This window comes from Balneicella halophila, assembly GCF_003096835.1.
Classification (GTDB): Bacteria; Bacteroidota; Bacteroidia; order Bacteroidales; family Balneicellaceae; genus Balneicella; species Balneicella halophila.
In genome coordinates this window covers 622,221-641,881 of sequence record NZ_QENZ01000003.1, presented here as the reverse complement: position 1 = coordinate 641,881, position 19,661 = coordinate 622,221, and the positions used below count along the sequence as shown (strand labels likewise).

Annotated in this window: 10 protein-coding genes; 6 read left to right on the top strand and 4 right to left on the bottom strand. The window is 36.4% G+C overall.

Annotated elements, in window-relative coordinates:
* On the bottom strand, positions 1–7,437 hold the full coding sequence (locus tag C7377_RS02870; RefSeq protein WP_165806835.1) for an HYR-like domain-containing protein: 7,437 nt from the start codon (positions 7,435–7,437) through the stop codon (positions 1–3).
* A 408-nt stretch (positions 7,438–7,845) separates the two neighbouring features.
* On the opposite strand from C7377_RS02870, the gene C7377_RS02865 reads away from it, so the two are divergent.
* The 4 genes from C7377_RS02865 to C7377_RS02850 all read left to right on the top strand — a co-directional run bounded on the left by C7377_RS02865 (position 7,846) and on the right by C7377_RS02850 (position 12,184).
* Positions 7,846–8,529, top strand: a complete 684-nt coding sequence (locus tag C7377_RS02865; protein WP_116495816.1) for a succinate dehydrogenase cytochrome b subunit — start codon at positions 7,846–7,848, stop codon at positions 8,527–8,529.
* Positions 8,530–8,549: 20 nt separating this feature from the next.
* Positions 8,550–10,490 carry a fumarate reductase/succinate dehydrogenase flavoprotein subunit gene (locus C7377_RS02860; RefSeq protein ID WP_116495815.1) on the top strand — a complete coding sequence of 647 codons (1,941 nt, stop codon included), beginning with the start codon at positions 8,550–8,552 and terminating at the stop codon, positions 10,488–10,490.
* A gap of 4 nt (positions 10,491–10,494) precedes the next feature.
* On the top strand, positions 10,495–11,259 hold the full coding sequence (locus C7377_RS02855; RefSeq protein WP_116495814.1) for a succinate dehydrogenase/fumarate reductase iron-sulfur subunit: 765 nt from the start codon (positions 10,495–10,497) through the stop codon (positions 11,257–11,259).
* Between the two features lie 94 nt (positions 11,260–11,353).
* Positions 11,354–12,184, top strand: coding sequence for a mechanosensitive ion channel family protein (locus tag C7377_RS02850; protein ID WP_116495813.1), 831 nt, complete (start codon positions 11,354–11,356; stop codon positions 12,182–12,184).
* Between the two features lie 3 nt (positions 12,185–12,187).
* Here the strand turns inward: C7377_RS02850 and C7377_RS02845 are convergent, their stop codons facing one another.
* Together C7377_RS02845 and C7377_RS02840 are read right to left on the bottom strand one after the other, a co-directional pair.
* Positions 12,188–13,369 carry a hypothetical protein gene (locus C7377_RS02845; protein WP_116495812.1) on the bottom strand — a complete coding sequence of 394 codons (1,182 nt, stop codon included), beginning with the start codon at positions 13,367–13,369 and terminating at the stop codon, positions 12,188–12,190.
* Entirely contained in the window at positions 13,366–14,376 is a 1,011-nt protein-coding gene (locus C7377_RS02840; protein ID WP_116495811.1) for a lysylphosphatidylglycerol synthase transmembrane domain-containing protein, read from the bottom strand. Before C7377_RS02840 ends, C7377_RS02845 begins: the two co-directional genes overlap by 4 nt.
* Before the next feature lie 91 nt (positions 14,377–14,467).
* Between C7377_RS02840 and C7377_RS02835 the strand changes: the two genes are divergently transcribed.
* Complete coding sequence (locus tag C7377_RS02835; protein ID WP_116495810.1) at positions 14,468–16,006, top strand: YifB family Mg chelatase-like AAA ATPase; 1,539 nt, start codon at positions 14,468–14,470, stop codon at positions 16,004–16,006.
* Positions 16,007–16,344: 338 nt separating this feature from the next.
* Here C7377_RS02835 and C7377_RS02830 read toward each other — a convergent pair whose 3' ends face one another.
* The gene (locus C7377_RS02830) at positions 16,345–17,766 is read right to left on the bottom strand and encodes a CCA tRNA nucleotidyltransferase (RefSeq protein ID WP_116495809.1); all 1,422 of its coding nucleotides are present in this window, start codon (positions 17,764–17,766) and stop codon (positions 16,345–16,347) included.
* Positions 17,767–17,833: 67 nt separating this feature from the next.
* On the opposite strand from C7377_RS02830, the gene C7377_RS02825 reads away from it, so the two are divergent.
* Positions 17,834–18,715 (top strand): ATP-binding cassette domain-containing protein, encoded by an 882-nt coding sequence (locus C7377_RS02825; protein ID WP_116495808.1) that lies wholly within the window; start codon positions 17,834–17,836, stop codon positions 18,713–18,715.
* Positions 18,716–19,661: the final 946 nt, after the last annotated feature.

Genomic DNA, 19,661 nt, shown 5'->3' with positions numbered 1-19,661 from the left:
TTAATTATTCACTTTTATAATCTTAGGTCTTGGTTTAATCGTTATTTGTGTTGTTTTTTGTGTACTATTCCCATTACAATCAACAACCACATAAGTAATCGTATACTCTTTTTCAACATAAGATGACTTTGGGTTTTCTGTTGCTACATCTAACCATAATCTTATACCTTCAATACTATCAGATGGTTGTCCTGTTCCGCTAACAGTTGCTCCATTAATTTCAGGAGAAATACTCCATATAATTGTATTGGTCACACAACAATTATCATCCACATTATTTAAGTCAAGACTTAAATCTGCATTGCCAAATTCATAGTAGTCTGGCGGAGTATTGACATCTCCATTCGTTGTATTAGCATAATTAGCTTCAATAATATTATTTACGCAGTACGAAACATCATTTGGAGCATCATATGTCGGTTTCTCGCCGTCTTCAACGATGATAAATTGTGTACATGTATTAGTATTTCCATTTACGTCTATTGTTGTCCACGTGACTGTTGAAGTTCCAATAGGAAAATCTCTATCTAATGGAGCATCATTAGTAACAGAAGCAATACCACAATTGTCAGAAGCTACTGCATTACCAATATCAACTGTGGCTGAACATTGTCCGGGATCATTGTCGACAATTTTATCGATAGGACACGTTATACTCGGAGGACTATTGTCTTCGACCTTCACTTGAAAAGAGCAACTATTGGTATTTCCATTACCGTCATCAGCTTTCACGATGACCTTTGTAGTACCGACTGTAAATGGATATGGAAATGTGATTTTATCATCATCAATAAAATAGCTTATTGTTGGAGACGTACAATTATCAGAAGCTGTTGCTTGAAAAGATAGTTCAGCATTGCAATCCTCGTTCTCATAATATACAGATTCAGTAACTGGACATGTAATTTCTGGAGCAGTAGTATCCTTAATTATTACTTTTTGAGTTTGGTATGCTTCATTTCCATTTCCATCAGTATATTTCCAATTTATATAATACGTACCTTGTTGTGTAAATGATGTCGGATTGGTTGTAGTTGCAGTAACAGTTCCATAACAAGCGTCATTTGCTGTCGGTGCTGTGACTGAAGTTGCACATTGAGCTATAATATCAGGCAAGGTAGTTTGATTAGGGACGGGTGCGGTTTTATCACTTCCAGAATAGGTTATTTTCGGATGATTTAAAGCCTCATTACCGCATGCATCTTTAATTATATAAGTATAAGTAACTGACCAATTGCTGTCATCGCCTGTGGGTGTACCAGATAAAGTTGCACTTACGCTACTACAAGTATCTGTAAACTGACTGGCAATTAAAGAGGCTTCTGGAGCTTCTGGAATATCGTCAAAGCAATAATCTAAACCAGATTGATTTTCAGGAATTGTGAATGTGGGTAGCTCAACAGGAGGTGTTGTATCTTTCACATGAACTTCTGCTTGTAAGGCTGTCTTATTTCCACATTTATCAACCACAAAGCCTTTTCTAATATATTTCTTAATACAATCGTCGCTACTTACTAATTCGAAACCGTCATCTTCAAAAATTAACTCACTATCATCCACACAATCTGTAATTTCATAACCTCTTGATTCTAAATATGCTACCGTAAGATTAGATGCTTGAGTAAATACTTCCGATCCACATCCTTCTAGGATAAAAGGCACAAAATTACCTTCCACAATAGGAGCTTGAGTGTCCTGCACAGTAATAGTCTGGACAGGCAATTCTATTTTATTACCACATTTGTCTTTAATTGTATAGAATCGCTTAATCGTCAATGGACAACTTCCAGATGGAAAATCTTGATAGGTAACTACTATTTCGCTATCTGTTGAACAATTATCATTTATTTGTAAGCCTAAAGCTTCAAGTTCGCTAACAGTTGTTGCAACACTAGGTGCATCAGTTACAGAGCAACCTTCAACCGAAACATCACTAAGTGTACCTGTAGCTACAGGTGGAGTATTGTCACTGATAGTTATTGTTTGTGATAGTGTGAGCGTGTTAGAACAAGCATCAGAAAGAGTATATGTTCTTATTACCTTAGTATAACAATCGGTTTGCGAAACAGTATTATCAGAAATATGTTTGATGACTAATTGATCATTATCAGTACAATTGTCAAAATAAGTAATACCCAATTGTTCCAGTTCTGTTTCATTAGTGGCTGGTGGGTAACTGTTGAGTGCTGAAATACCACAGCCATCGATATTTTTGTCACGCAACGTTCCACTTTTTTGAGGAGCTTCGTCATCAATCACATGCACTTCTTTAGAAATAGACGTTTCGTTGCCACACTTGTCGATAATGGTATAAGTCCGTCTAATAATAGTTGGACATCCTTCGGTAATGGTTTCTGAATAAGTCAGCCCAAGTTGATCTAAAGGGGTGCAATTGTCACTGATTTCTAATGCTTGTTGTACGGTTCCGTTATCCTTGCCATATTTCTGCAAAAGTTCGGACACGCTCTCTACGTGGTTAGGAAAATCATTAGAAGTACATCCTTGAACCTCTATTAAACTTATTGTTCCAGTAATTGTGGGTGGCGTAGTGTCATTAATGTCAAGTTCCTGTGGTATTGTTGTTTGGTTTCCACAACCATCCTCAATCGTATAAATTCGATTAATAACAATTGGACACGTACCCGAATAGGTTTCAGAAGAAGTAATATCAAGTTGATCTAAAGGTGTACAATTATCTGACAATGAAATGAGTCCATTATCCAACAACTCTTGTGCAGTACTATAGGGAGCAGGTTCATCTTCTTTCTGGCATCCTTCGATAGACAGTGTACTAAGACTACCAGTAAAGGCTGGTGCAATATTATCATCAACAATAATAGTCTGGGCGCAATTTGCGGAATGTCCATTATTATCAGCAATTCGATAGGTTCTAATAATGGTTCTTGGACAACTTAAATTGTTATCAATCTGACTTACCAAAGTAAAAGTTGAAGCATCAATACCGTCAGTATCTGTAACAGTACCACCTGCATTTTGAAATTCATTTAAAGTAGTATAAGGTGCTGGCACACCATCATAACAGCTGGTTACAATATCTCCAGGGCAATTAATTTCAGGAGCTTCATTACTTCTGACAGTTACTATCAATGTACAACTAGCTTGATTTCCACATTTATCAATAGCTCTATATTCTACATTTGTAACACCTATATTAAATGCTTGATTCGTAATATTCTCACCTGAACCTGAAGTATCACCAGAAAGTGTATAGGTAATTGTTGCATTATCGCCACATCTTGAAGTAGCCGACGGAGTAGGGATTGTTATAATAGCAAAATTACCCCCTACATCATCTGCTTCTTCAGAAATATTACCAGGACAACTTGTAAAGGTTGGTGACTCATCGTTAATAACGGTAATCGTTTGGGTATAGGTATTGGTAAGTCCGCTACAATCTGTCAAAATATATTTTCTTGTAAGAATATATGGATCAGAGGAACATCCTTCTCCTCCATTGTCACTTTCTTGGATATTTACATTCACCGATCCACCACAATTAGAAGAGAGACCTGTTATATCGCTAACATTAGCTTGTGGAATGTCGGCTTTACATTTATAAGTCGCTGGATCAGGAACCACACCTGTGGGTTTTTGATCATTCATTACAGTAACCGTATGCTTGTAGGTATGAGAAAACTTTCCAAAGCAATCTACGAAAGTATATTCAAAAGTTATATCTCCTTGATAACAAGGATTGTCCGCATAATTAGCTGGAGTGATTTGTACTGGTGAAGGATCTATCGCTTTACCGCAATAATCATAAACTGTAGCTGGTTGCCTAATAATCACATCATCAACACAATCTGTAGTTCTACTTGTATTAGCAGGCATATTATCAATAAAATCCAGCGCCACTAACTCATAAGTGTATTTCCATTCCGACACATTTCCTGCACAATCAGTATATTGATACGTATAAGTACGTGTACCCTCACAATCTATATTGGTAGGATTACTCACTTTTCCCATAAATTCAGCATCAATCTCATTACCACATGCATCATTAACCACTGGTAGCTCAGGATCAACCAACTCACTTGGACAGTGAATTATACTAAAACCATCAGTAGGCACGACGGGAGCTTGTTGGTTTCTAATTGTAATAAGTTGTGCACAATAATCTGACTCATTACCAGAGGCATCTATAACATACCATAATCGGGTTACTTGAATTCTACACGGGTCTGATAAGTTCGTTTGACTGTCTTGATATTGATAGGTAAATGCATCTGGGCAATTATCAGTAGCTACACCTCCAGCACTTGTAAAGATTGACTCCGAAACGCTCATTCTAGTTTCACTATAATCTGGCAAATTATTATTCGCTAAAGCACTGGTATTACAACCATTAATTTCAGCTATATCTGGTGGACAACTCGTAATATTTGGCTTTTCATCATCTATAACCTGTACATCAAAAGTACAGCTAGCTCTATTTCCAGCTTCATCAGTTGCAATAGCTCTTACATTTGTAATTCCTTTTGGAAGTTGGTAAGGCAGAGTGACTATCTGATTATCAATTTCGTATGATCTTGAAACATTAATACCACTACAATTATCTAACCCTGTAATAACTCCTTCAATATCACTTGCAAGGACGGTGTGAAAACAGTTATTAGCATCGGTTGGAAATTGGACAGTTTGTGTTGGACAACCACTTAAAACAGGTGGAGTTTTATCAACAACCGTAACACTGTAACTACAAGAAACGGTATTGTTACCTGCATCTGTAACAGAATAGATTATTTCAGAAGTTCCCACTTGAAACATCTGGTCAGAAGGAATTATCCCATTTCCATTTATTTCGATGTGGTCAGGCCTAATAATCTTGTAAGACAGCGTTGCTGTACAATTATCTGAATAGGTTGGATCAGGCAAATCGTATTGAACGTTGCAATCTTGATTATTAGAATCTGTTTCGAGATTGATATCTGAAGTATTACACTGAATCGTTGGCATCTGTGTATCCTCTACATTTATAGTAAAATTCTTAATTACATCAACACACCCATTTGATGCAGTTATTTCAATAACATTAATTCCTTCAGGGAATGATATCCCTGAACCTGTACCACTACCAGTTTGACCTTCTAAAATCCCTCTAGTTATTCTATAACTTAGATTTATAGGCTCTGTGCCTGTTGTTGTAACATTATAATTAACCACTGCTGTACATTCTCCTGGATCAGCTTGAACAGTCATGTTATCAGGAACTGTAAGTGTAGGGTTTTCCTTAACTAATACATTTGACACATTTGATGTAAGAGAACCGCAATTTGTTCCCTCTGAAGAAATTATAACTCTATATTCATAATTGCCTGGAGTATCTGTAGGAATCACATAAGTTGTAAGATTAGCTCCCGAAATATTAGTCCAAGTACCTCCAACAAGCTTTTGCCACTGGAAGGTTAAATTATGTCCTCCTTCTGCCTCAACTAATAATGAAGGATTTGACGAATTATCTTTACAAGTAATAATATCCTGTGGTTGCGTTGTAATGGTAACTGGATCATATACTGTTAAAACTGCTTCGTCTGAAATAATCCCGCATGGATTGTCTGCATGTTTAAATACAACTCTATATTTATAACCATTCATTGATGTTGTCACACCAGATAAATTCAAAATGGCTTCATTTCCGCTACTAACAGTTCCATTCGCACTGGTAATATCTGTCCAAGTTCCACCAATTAATTCTTGCCATTGGTAAGTTAAGTTATTAGTAGTTCCATTCGTAGCTGTAGCAATTGCCTTAAAATCCATATCACCTGGACAAGTAGCTACACCTGTAGGTTGTTTAGTTATTGCCAAATCAACTGTTTCTTGAGATCCTCCTAAAGATTGTCCTCCATCAGCTATTTTGGGAATACCTTGATTATTCACACACAAATTATCATCACAAAGTCTATCATCTATTAAATCGTCTTCTGTAAAATCAGCAGCACCTTCAATAGCATCAGGACAACCATCGTCATCAGAATCTGGATCTAAAGAATTAATTAATCCATCGCCATCTAAATCTAAATCTGCACAAACACCTTGCCCATTTAACGTGCAATAATCCGGATCTCTATAATTAATAACACCATCAACATCGTTATCCTCCATCGGGTCTCCATCTAAACAGGAGAATCTATTAATACCTGATATTATAATAGGCTCTTGTTTTATAAAGCCAAAATCTGCTGATTGATTCTGTGGCGGATAAGAAATAACTTCTACATCATTAATATATATAGTATAACCAGCAGAATTATTACTATCACTACCCCGCCCTGTTCCCCATAAACCATCACCAAAAGAATCACGTATTGTAAAGAAATACACTCCATTTTCCTGCAAAAAACTAGTCTCTAATTCGATAGTCTCATCACTATCTTCATAAGGTCCTCCTCCTATCAAAAATTGACCAGATGGAGATACTAATTCCCAAGTAGTTTCATTTTCATCTGTATCTAAATCTATTCTTACTTTTATCTTCTTTAAAGGAAGTCCTTCTTGATCCGTTTGACATAATTCCTGTGTATCTAGGATACCATCATTATCATCATCAAAGTCTGCAACATCATCTATCCCATCACAATCGATATCATTTAAAACTTGTACACTCTTAAGAGCTGCAGGACTATAACTACAGTCATTTTCATAGTCAATACAATTCGATTTGTAATATAGAAAATAATAACCCGAAGATACTGAAGCAGGATTTGATACTAACGTAGCTGAATTAGGAGATGAGGGTACCCTGTGCCATTGATACTCCAAACCTTCAGGTGCTATTGAAGTTGGTAAAACTGAATTTAAATTTGCCAGTTCTCCCTCACAAATTATTATATTCTCACTTATAGGATTAGGAGGTGGTAATAGAGGACGTTCATAAATACCAACATCATCAACTCTTAATCTTCTATTTGATGAATTAGAGGTATCCTCGAAAACAAATTTTAATTGTGCATTTTGATTTCCAGTATAATTAGATAAATTTAAAATTACATTTCTAACAGAAGTATTTCCAATAGTCCCCCCACTTGAAAGAACTAGACCATCTACGTTTACAGAAACATCTTGTAATTCTTCGCTATAAATTTCTTGACCATCCACCAAAACACCCCTAAATATTTCTTGAGATCCAAGATAAATCTTAAAAAAACCCGCCCCTGAAAAACCAGTATATCTGAATTTAAACTTTATTTGTTTTGGAGTATTAAGACACAAATTATTAATAGTTGTTGAAGTGAGTTCATGGCTTCTATTTAAACCATTTTCACCAGTCACATAGAGATATCCACCTAACCCACCGTACCATAAACCCCAGCGTGACCAATTTCCTCCCAATGTCCAGCCATTAATATTATCCGTAAAACTGCCATTAGAGACCTTATTACCAGAGCAAACAGGGGTATTTTGAGCAATCAAAAAACTCACACTAAAAAAAAGACATAAAAACAAAAACAAACCTTTAAGAAGAACTGAATTCACAGAAGATGTTAAGATAACATAACGGTTAGTGTGTAGATGTTTGTCCATTTAGTTTGTTTAGTATTAAAAGCGATTTAGTATAGTAAGCAAAAATAGATCAAATTTCGTTAGAACCAAAATTATAATTACAGTGATTTTTCTTATGTCTAAGAAATATCCATAAACTAATTACAAGCAATCAAAACATAATTTAGAACAATTCTAACAGTCGAAACAATACCAACTCATTGACAATCTGAATATTAACGATATTTTGACTTTTTTGCCCAAAACCTACGTTTTGCCTAACTTTGTAACATATTTTATTTAAAACTTTATTTTAATTAACCTTCAAAATATCTTTTTATGTCAAACTTTTTAAGTTCATCGATTGGAAAGAAGTTGATAATGAGTTTATCAGGTCTTTTCTTGGTGGTTTTTTTGTTGGTTCACCTAAGTATCAATTTACTTATTTTATTTGATAGTACAGGAGGACTTTACAACGAAGCTGTCCACTTTATGGGTACCAACCCTCTAATTAAAGTAATGGAGCCTGTATTGGCTATTGGTTTTATTGTGCATATTGTTTATGCCACAATACTTACATTGCAAAACCAAAAAGCCACTCCTACAAAGTACAATGTTACTCAAAAAACGAAAACATTTTCTTGGGCTTCAAAAAATATGTACATCTTAGGATTTGCTGTACTTGCATTCCTTGTGTTACATATTATTCAATTTTATGTGAAAATGAAAATTACTGATACTGCTCCTATCGTTGAAGCAACTGGTGGACACGATGGATACAAGTTGGTAACTGATCTTTTTACGCAACACGGCACACTTAGCTATGTTTATTGTGCAGTGTATGTACTTGCGGGCATTCTTTTAGGCTTGCATATTCGTCATGGATTTTGGTCTGCTTTCCAAACTATTGGTTGGAACAACTATACTTGGAAATCACGTCTATTCACCTTAGCAACTATCTTTGCATGGGTTATTGCAATAGGCTATAGCATCCTTCCTCTTTATATGACCTTCTTTTTATAAAACAGAAAAACATTTGAATTATGGCTATATTAGATGCAAAAATACCGGAAGGACCTTTGGCACAGAAGTGGACAAACCACAAAGCAAAGATTAAAGTCGTTAGTCCGGCAAATAAGAAAAAATTAGATATTATTGTAGTGGGTACAGGACTTGCAGGTGGCGCTGCCGCTGCCAGTTTAGCAAACTTAGGCTACAATGTAAAAGCATTCTGCTATCAAGATTCTGCACGTAGAGCACACTCTATTGCTGCACAGGGAGGTATCAATGCTGCAAAGAATTATCAAAATGATAATGACAGTATCTTCAGATTATTCTATGATACTATTAAAGGAGGTGACTATAGAGGACGTGAGGCTAATACTTATCGTCTTGCAGAAGTATCTCCAGCAATTATCGACCAATGTGTTGCTCAAGGTGTTCCATTTGCAAGAGAATATGGTGGTACTTTAGCGAACCGCTCATTTGGTGGTGTATTAGTATCACGTACATTCTATGCTCGCGGGCAAACCGGACAACAATTATTATTAGGTGCTTATGCTGCAATGAATCGTGAGATCGGACGAGGACATATAAAGATGTATGACCGCCAAGAGATGATGGAGGTTGTGATCGAAAACGGCAAAGCTGTTGGTATTATCACAAGGAACTTAGTTACCGGTGAACTAGAGCGACATGGAGGACATGCCGTATTAGTAGCAACAGGTGGTTATGGAAATGTATTCTTCCTTTCTACAAATGCTATGGGATGTAATGGTGGTGCTGCTATGCGTATCTACAAAAAAGGTGCACACTTTGCGAACCCTTGTTTCGTTCAGATTCACCCAACCTGTATCCCAGTTCACGGAGACCAACAGTCTAAATTAACGTTGATGTCAGAGTCATTACGTAATGATGGACGTGTATGGGTACCAAAGAAGAAAGAAGATGCAGAGAAATTGAGACGTGGCGAAATGAAAGCTACTGATATTCCTGAAGAAGATAGAGATTTCTATTTAGAGCGTCGTTATCCATCATATGGTAACTTGGTTCCCCGTGATGTTGCATCACGTGCAGCTAAGGAGCGTTGTGATGCAGGATACGGAGTTAATGATACAGGACAAGCAGTATTCCTTGACTTCAAATATGCTATTGATGAATATGGATTAGATGTAATCAAGGCTCGCTATGGAAACCTTTTCCAAATGTATGAGAAGATTACAGATGTAGATCCTTATGAATATCCAATGATGATATACCCAGCAATTCATTACACAATGGGTGGTGTTTGGGTCGATTATAACCTAATGACTACCGTTCCAGGTCTATATTGTCTTGGTGAGGCTAATTTCTCTGACCACGGTGCTAACCGTCTTGGAGCTTCAGCTTTAATGCAAGGTTTAGCTGATGGATACTTTGTTATCCCTTACACTGTTGGAGATTATTTGGCTGATGAGATTCAAACACCAACTCCAGATGTAAATAGCGCAGCATTCTTACAAGCGGAAGAAGAAACTAAGGCACGTATCGAAAAACTATTTAGCATAAACGGAACACAAACTGTTGACCACTTCCATAAGGAATTGGGACACATTATGTGGGAATATGTAGGTATGGCACGTAATGAGGCTGGATTGAAAACAGCTATTGAAAAAATCCAGAAATTACGTAAAGAGTTCTGGAGTGATTTACGTATCCCAGGAGATAAGACAGGTATGAACACAGAGCTTGAAAAAGCAGTACGTGTTGCAGAGTTTATTGACCTTGGAGAGTTGATGGCTTATGATGCACTAAATCGTAACGAATCATGTGGAGGACATTATCGTGAAGAATCTGTCACTGAAGATGGCGAGGCAAAACGCGATGATGAAAACTTTGCATATGGTGCTGTCTGGGAATATACGGGAGAAGGAAAAGAACCGATTCTTCATAAAGAAGAATTCAAGTTCGAAAATGTTAAATTAACTCAACGTTCTTATAAGTAATATCATGGCAGACAAAATATTAAAAAAATTATACATAAAAGTGTGGCGTCAAAAAAATGCCAACACTAAAGGGAAGTTTGAGACCTATGAGATTGAGAACATTTCTCAAGGTTCATCTTTCTTGGAGATGATGGACATCATGAACGAATCATTAGTAGCGAAAGGCATAGAGCCTGTAGCATTTGATCATGATTGTCGTGAAGGAATTTGTGGAATGTGTAGCCTTTACATTAATGGACGTGCACACGGACCTGATACTGAAATTACCACTTGCCAGCTTCATATGCGTAGATTTGAAGATGGCGAAACAATCACTATTGAGCCTTGGCGTGTAGGAGCATTTCCTGTAATCAAAGACTTGATTGTAGATAGAAGATCTTATGACAAGATTTTACATGCTGGCGGTTATATTAATGTAAATACTTTGGGTAACCTTCCTGATGCTAATAATATCCTTATTCCTTATGAGGATTATGAAGAAGCAATGGATGCTGCGGCATGTATCGGTTGTGGCGCTTGCGCTGCTAGTTGTAAAAACTCTTCTGCTATGCTATTTGTTGCTGCAAAAGTGTCACACTTAGCAAAACTACCACAAGGACAGGTTGAGCGCGAAAACCGTGCGAAAGCTATGGTGGCTAAAATGGATGAATTAGGTTTCGGAAACTGTACCAACACAGGTGCTTGTGAAGCAGAATGTCCAAAAAGTATATCCATTGCACACATTGCACGACTTAATAGAGAGTTCCTCTCAGCAAAGATTAAGGATTAGATCTTTCAAACGAATATATGAAAATAGCTATCTTTTAGAAGGTAGCTATTTTTTTATATGACGGATTTAAAAAAGTTGTATCTTCGTATCAACTATGGATGATATACTCAATTTTGTTATTATATCGGTTGGAAAGGTACATGTAACTGTATCTCACATAGTTACTGTTGCCATAACCCTACTCATAACAAAGTTGATAGTGTGGCTATTTTCTAAAGCTTTTAAAAAATATTCTGAAAGGAAAAGAATAGATTTAGGGCGTCAGCATTCCATCTTCCAAATCATTAAATACCTGATTTATTTCCTTGCAGTCATATTTATTATTAACTCGCTACACTTAGGCTCATCAGGCTTACTCATCAGTTCTGGAGCTTTATTAGTCGGTGTTGGTATTGGACTGCAACAAACGTTCAATGATATATTTTCAGGTATTCTACTACTACTTGAAGGTAGCGTAAAGGTCAATGATAAATTAATTGTAGATGATATCGTCTGTCAAGTGGATAAGATAGGTGTGCGTACGACGCAAGTAACCACTATAGATAATATTAGTATTATCATACCCAACTCTAATTTAGTCACCAATAAAGTGATAAATTGGAGCCATAGCAGAAAAGCGGCACGTTTCCATGTAGATGTCGGCGTTTCCTACGGTTCAGACATCGACCAAGTCGAGAAAATACTCCTAGACTCTCTATCTGGTCAGAATGGGGTGGAGCGTATCCCTCGTCCATCTGTACAACTTATGAATTATGGCGATTCTTCGGTTGATTTCAGGCTGTTCTTTTATTCTAGAAGTTTCTTTGATGTGAGAATTATTAAAAGTGACATCAGAAAGAAGATTTTTAAGAGCTTTAAAAAGGAAGGTATCGAAATACCATTTCCTCAGCGCGATTTATGGGTTAAAACCGCTAAGGAAGAATAAACCCTACTTTAAGATTTCAGCTCTTTTAAACTCCTTAGTCCTATCAAATAAGTATCGATAAGTGATATAGGTTTTATAGATTTTGGCATTCAAATGCTCTTCCATCATGTGTTGCATTCGTGGGTTAAAGTCACCAATCCAATTGAATTCTAAGTATTTATATTTTTCTTTCCCTGTAAAAATGACTTGACTGAATTTTTCAATCAGTATTGCTTCTACTCCCCTGCCTTGAAAAGCCCTATCTACTCCAAAGATTTGACCAATAACTGTTTTATCTCTTTGGAAATATTTATACCATAAAAAATAGAGTTTCGCCTTCAAATTAAACTTACCATTAACATGTTTAATAATTTCATTAGCATCAGGCACCATAACAAAGAAACCTACTGGTTTATTATCATAATAAGCAAAGATCACATACCTCTCCTCCAGTAAAGGTTTCATTGCTTCGAAAGTCTCACGGACTTCCTCTACAGTCATTTCCTCGACACCGGGAATTTCACCCACCCAAGTATTATTATAAACCGTAGTAAAATCCTGAATGTATTTATCAATATTCTTTTTATCGAAAAACTCTGTATGAAATTTCTTATCACGATAAACTCTTTTGGCTTTTAGCAATACAATCCTATTTAAACTTTTCTCACACAGTTCGGTCCTGTAGTTAAATTGTTTGAAGAAAACTTGGAAACCGTAATCTTCAAAAAAAGTCTTGTAATATGAATGATGATAAAACATTCCGTAAACGGGTCTCTGATCACCTTCAGTGTGCAACCCCCACCATTGCAAGCGCGGCCCAAAGTTTACAGGTCCATCCATGGCTTCTATATTTCTAACCTGTAACCATTCTTTACACGCATCAAACAATCGAAACGCTGCATCTTGATCATTGATACACTCGAAAAAACCCATTCCGCCCGTAGGTTGTCCATAGACATCCAAAATATTCCTATCGATAAATGCAGCTACTCGCCCAACGGTTTTCCCTTGAGCATCTTGCAATATCCATCGGGTGCATTCACCATGTTTGAAAAATTCATTCTTAGCAGGATCAAATACGTGGGCAATATCATCATCAATAGGTTGTACATAATTTTTAACACCTTTATAAAGGGTTTTGGTCAATTGAATAAACTCCTTTGATTCTTCCTCATTAGTAACAGGAACTAGATTATATCGACTCATAGGGTTTTCTTTTTGGTATTGATTATTGGTAATAAAACTAAAGACACAACTCCTGAAATAATAATAAATAGCGTTTGTACACCATGTATTAATAACGCAAATGCTGCTGCTTTTTCATTGATGTTTGACTCGGCCGGTAAATAAAGCACTAAGCCACTGATTACAAAAAAGTGAAAAGCTCCTATCCCTCCCGGAGCAGGCAATATCATCCCCAAACTACCCAACACGAAAATACTAAGTGCCACTACTCCAGAAAGTTCAGAAGTAAACTCAAATACTTGGAATCCAAAATACATCATTAAATAATAGCATACCCATATCAAGAGAGAGTGAAACAGAAAAGCGTTAAAGCTTTTTAACTGCCATATTGTTCTGAAGCCTTTGATGATATTCTTCAAGAATTTCTTTACGGAACAATATATTTTAGTTTTATGAATCTTACGTCTGAAAATGAAATATAAAAGTAACAAAACTGCGACGACTCCAACTGTTATATACACCCAAAGATAAGACGTCTCCTCCTCGTTGTTAGATTTTGTTAGGTATTCTGAACCCAAATGAGTGAAGACATCAAATTGTAAAGCAATTGCAAGGATAAGACACAATAAAAATAAAACGACATCTATAGCACGCTCAACCACAACAGTTCCCAGTAATTTTGAGGTAGGAATATCTTCATACTTTCCAAGAACTGCACAACGCATAACTTCTCCCATACGCGGTAAAGCCATATTGGCAAAATAACCTAAAAATGTGGAGAATGTTGCATTCCAAAATGACACTTTTTTACCCAAAGGTTCTACTAACATCATCCAGCGAATAGAGCGACTTACATGACTAATCAGCATCACAATCACCGTCATTGCAAGCCAAAAAAGATTGACATCCTTAAAAGCTCCCCACAATTTTTCAGGATCTTGTTTTCGATAAACAAGCCAGAAAATACCAACACCAAAAGAAAGAAAGAGGATAAACTTCACAACCTCTTTAAATTTTCCTTGAAACATAGTTCACTATTTTAAGGCAAAAGTAGCTAAAAAATGAGAGAACAACTGCTATAAAGTGTTTAGTTTTATTTTTCGTATCTTGTACGCCGATATGTTAACTAAAGTCTTTGCAGCTGCAGTTCACGGTATTGATGCAATAACAATAACCGTAGAAGTAAACGTATTTTCCGGAGTGAAATTTCACTTAGTGGGATTGCCTGACAATGCTGTGAAAGAAAGTCAGCAACGTATAGAGTCAGCACTCCGAGAAACAGGCTATCGCGTTCCCGGAAAGAAAATCATTATCAATATGGCTCCTGCTGACATTCGAAAAGAAGGTGCAGCTTATGATTTACCTTTAGCTATCGGCATTCTTGTGGCGTCAGAACAAATTAAAACCGACAAGATAGACAAATATATGCTCATGGGTGAACTCTCACTTGACGGCACACTACAAAGTGTTAAAGGAGTACTTCCTATGGCTATAAAAGCACGTGAAGAGGGTTTTGAAGGATTTATTGTGCCTAAAGCTAATGCTAAAGAAGCAGCCGTAGTTAATAATCTCAAAGTATATGGAGTAGATTCTATTGCAGAAGTAATCGCTTTCTTAGAGAGTAAAAATGACCTGCAAGCTACCGAGGTAGATACTAGAGCCGATTTTCTAGCACAAAGCACTAATTATCTGCATGACTTTGCGGATGTAAAAGGACAGGAAAGTGTAAAAAGAGCTCTAGAAATTGCTGCAGCTGGCGGTCATAATCTACTTATGATAGGACCTCCGGGTGCTGGAAAGACCATGTTGGCCAAACGACTTCCAACAATTTTACCCCCATTAAGTTTATACGAAGCACTAGAGACGACCAAAATTCATTCTGTTGCAGGCAACATCAATAAAGATACTTCACTGATGCACACACGTCCGTATCGTTCTCCTCATCATACTATTTCTGATGTAGCATTAGTTGGAGGCGGTGCATATCCACAGCCTGGGGAGATTTCGCTAGCACACAATGGGGTTTTATTTATGGATGAACTTCCTGAATTTAAGCGTCAAGTTTTGGAAGTAATGCGTCAACCTTTAGAAGATAGGCAAATCACTATTTCTAGAGCTAAGTTTACGGTAAGCTATCCTGCGGGGTTTATGCTCATTGCCTCCATGAATCCATGTCCTTGTGGATTTTACAATCATCCAGAACGAGAGTGTACCTGTCCTCCCGGTGCAGTTCACAAATACCTGAATAAAATATCAGGACCACTGCTCGATCGTATAGATATTCATATAGAAGTAGTGCCTGTTTCATTTGCAGAAATGAATACGCAACAATTAGCTGAAAAAAGCATTGAAATCCAAAAACGTGTCATCAATGCACGGAATATTCAAGAAGAAAGATTTAAAGATGTCGAAGGAATATATTCTAATGCACAAATGAACTCCAAGCAACTAAGAACCTACTGTACAGTAGATAGTTCTGGAGCTAAATTACTTAAAATTGCTATGGAAAAGCGAGGACTTTCTGCACGTGCTTATGATCGTATACTAAAAGTAGCGAGGACTATCGCAGATTTAAATAACCAAGAAACCATAACTGACCAACATATAGGTGAAGCGATACAATTTCGGAATTTGGATCGAGATAATTGGGGGAATTAAATCAAATAAATGTGAGAAATCATATTTTTAACATCTATTAACATTCTCTGCTGTGAGTTTGGTCTCAAATTTGTATCTATCTTATTGAAAAAATAATAGTTTTTCATAGTTTAAGATTTTAGGTTAACAATTAGAAAGAGCAACTCAAATGAGTTGCTCTTTTATCATTTATAACATTGATTAACACTTGTTCGTAAGCATTAACACAAGAAGTATTTAATTTTGAACCATAGAAAAAAGTAGTAAAGTTTTTTCATAGTTTAAAGTATTTAATGGTATTAGAGAGATGATTTTAGAAAAATCATCTCTCTTTTTATTTACTAAATTTTGATTATTATTTAGTTAAGATCTTTAACGACTTCTAAACCTAATTCTTTGCCTTTTTCAAGCATAAACTGATAGGCTGCTTCGTATTCATTAGGAATCTCTCCATCGAGAATAGCCTCTTTTATAGCTGCCTTTATATCTCCAACAGCTCTGCATGGTTTTAAATTAAAAGTCTCCATGATAATTTCTCCACTTACAGGCGGTTGGAAATTACGTACAGCATCTTTTTCTTCAACTTCTTGCAACTTTCTGCGTACTTTTTTAAAGTTACGCATATAGCGTTTTACTTTCTCCTCATTTTTAGAAGTAATATCTGCTTCGCAAAGCGTCATCAGTTTATCAATATCATCACCTGCTTCTGAGAGTAAACGGCGGATTGCAGAGTCCGAAACTCCTTCTTCTACAAGAGCAATAGGCCGCATGTGTAAATCGACCATTTTTTGAACAAATTTCATTTTATCGTTCAAAGGCAAACGCATTCTACGAAAAATACGAGGAACCATCTTTGCACCTACAAAATTATGTGCATAGAAAGTCCAACCGATGCCTTCTACAAATTTCTTAGTCTGCGGTTTCGCAATATCATGCAATAAAGCAGCCCATCGCAACCACAAATCATCAGAATGAGGTGCTAATCGGTCCAAGACTTCTAGTGTATGATAAAAATTATCTTTATGCCCAATTCCATTAATAACCTCTCGACCTCGTAAGTTCTCTAATTCGGGAAATATTATTGGTAAAATTCCTGCTTTGCTAAGTAACTTAAAACCGATAGAAGGTTTTGGAGACATAATGATTTTGTTCAGCTCATCGACAATCCGTTCTTCGGAGATAATCTTAATTCGTTCAGCCATAGCTGTCAATGCATCGAAGGTTTGCTTCTCAATCGTAAAATTTAATTGAGTCGCAAAACGAATCGCTCGCATCATTCTCAAAGGGTCGTCAGAAAATGTAATTTTAGGGTCTAACGGGGTCTTGATAATTCTACTCTTCAAATCCTCAACACCACCAAATGAATCCAATAATTCTCCAAACGATTCTTTGTGCAAACTTAATGCTAAAGCATTTATTGTAAAATCTCTGCGATTTTGGTCGTCTTCTAATGTGCCATCTTCTACAATAGGTTTCCGAGAATTGCGTTCGTACGATTCCTTGCGAGCTCCTACGAATTCCAGCTCCCAACCATCGAAACGTAGCATCGCTGTGCCAAAATTTTTAAAAACTGTTGGAGATTTCAACTCTAACTTCCTCGCAACCTCTTTGGCGAATGCTATTCCACTACCGACTACTACAATATCAACATCCTTGGATGCTCTGCCTAAGAACAAATCTCTTACAAAACCTCCCACTACATAAGCTTCCCAATCACCTTCTGTTACAATTTCTGAAAGCCTTCTGAACAAATTGCTATCTAACTCACTACTTAAATTCATAGAGGGACAAAAGTAAAAAAACTATTTTGATTCTCTTGTTTTAGAGATAAAAACCTATATTTGAAGAATGTCGCTGAAGGCTGAAAACATTACGAAATATTACGGTACACAATGTGTCTTAGATAAAGTCAGCTTTATCTTAAAAGAAGGTGAGATTACTGGTTTCTTAGGACCCAACGGTGCAGGAAAAACCACTACTATGAATATCATCACAGGCTATTTGCAAGAATGGTCTGGAAATGTTTCTATTTTAGGTAAAGATTTAAGAGCAAACTCTTTCCACCTACGTAAATCTATTGGTTATCTGCCAGAACACAATCCAATAAATGAACAGCTCTATGTTAAAGAATATTTGGATTATGTGGCAAAAATCTATTTACCAAAAAATAAAGTACACAAAGCTGTAAAAGAAGTCATTGAGAAAGTAGATTTAGGCAAAGAGCAACACAAAAAGATTGGGCAATTATCCAAAGGGTACAAACAACGCGTGGGATTAGCACAAGCCCTGATTCACGAGCCCAAAGTCCTCATTCTCGACGAGCCCACAACAGGCTTAGACCCCAACCAGTTGGAATTGATACGGCAACTTATCCGAACAGAAGGCAAAAACAAAACAGTATTGCTTTCTACACATATCATGCAAGAAGTTGAGGCGCTTTGCGACAGAACTTTGATTATTAACAAAGGAAAAATAGTGAGTGATAGTCAGACACAAATCTCCTCACAAGTGGTAAAGATAGCATTTGCAGAAACTATTACAGATTTACAGCTTCCGTTCAAGTGTAAAACTCAACGCCTTACTCCCTCTGAATTCCTCGTCTATTCCGAGATAAAAGAGGACATCCGCAAGCTTCTTTTTGCTTATGCCAAAGAGCAAAATCTCACTTTAGTACATTTAAGCAAGGAGAAACAAGAGCCAACCTTAATTTTCAAAGAAAGCACGAAATAATTCAACGTTTCGCTTTGATAAAATTATTTTGAGCAGTAGGTTTGTCTCATTTTGCAACCAAAATCCCGCTTTCCGTTACTATCTTTTTTCTCCCACGCCTCAATCCACCCACAAAAAAGGATAACCACTCCAATCGGGGCTATTCTGCTTGGTTTATCTGCATCTATTTTGTCACTCTGACGGTAGGAAGAGTCTCACGCAAGAGTTAAAAAGTAAAAATTAGCTATTAGAAAATTGTCATACTGAACGGCAGAGAAGTATCTTATTATCTTTTCGGGGAAATTAACTATATTTACTCTGAATTTAACAACAGGCAATGCGGTGTCGTTAACGACACAATCGTCAACTTCGGATAAGTGCGAATATCGTCTAAAGGCATACCGTAGCTTTTTAAAGTGCTTAAACATTTTAACGCTACTCGCCTTATCCGCTGAGCCATTGGCAACAATATTTCAAGATAATAGTAAATAAGAAAAGTTTACGAAAGAAGAATAAAGACCTTCTAAAAATTGCATCAAATATAATGAAGGCTGGAAATTCTTCAGTTAAGAAAAACGACTTCTATATCCTCTCAATTATTAATAGGGCGATTTCTCTGAATAAAGCATTTATTCTTTTAATAGAGAATAAAAATTCACTTACTGCAGTTTCTATCTTAAGAATGCAACTGGATAATTTATTGAGATTAAATGCGATCAATATTGTAGATAATATTGATGATTTTTTAGAACATTTTTAAAGTGGGAAACCGATAAACACATTCAAGGTAAAAAAGCAAAGATTTACGGATAAATTCTTAGCAACGGAATTGGATAAAAAAGTTCCCCAGACTCTAGATTTATATAATTACTTATGTGGTTATATTCATTTTAGTGATAAACATTTTGATGCAACAAAAACAGATTCAAAAAATGAGAAAGCTCTATTTAGAATAGTAATTGGTAAA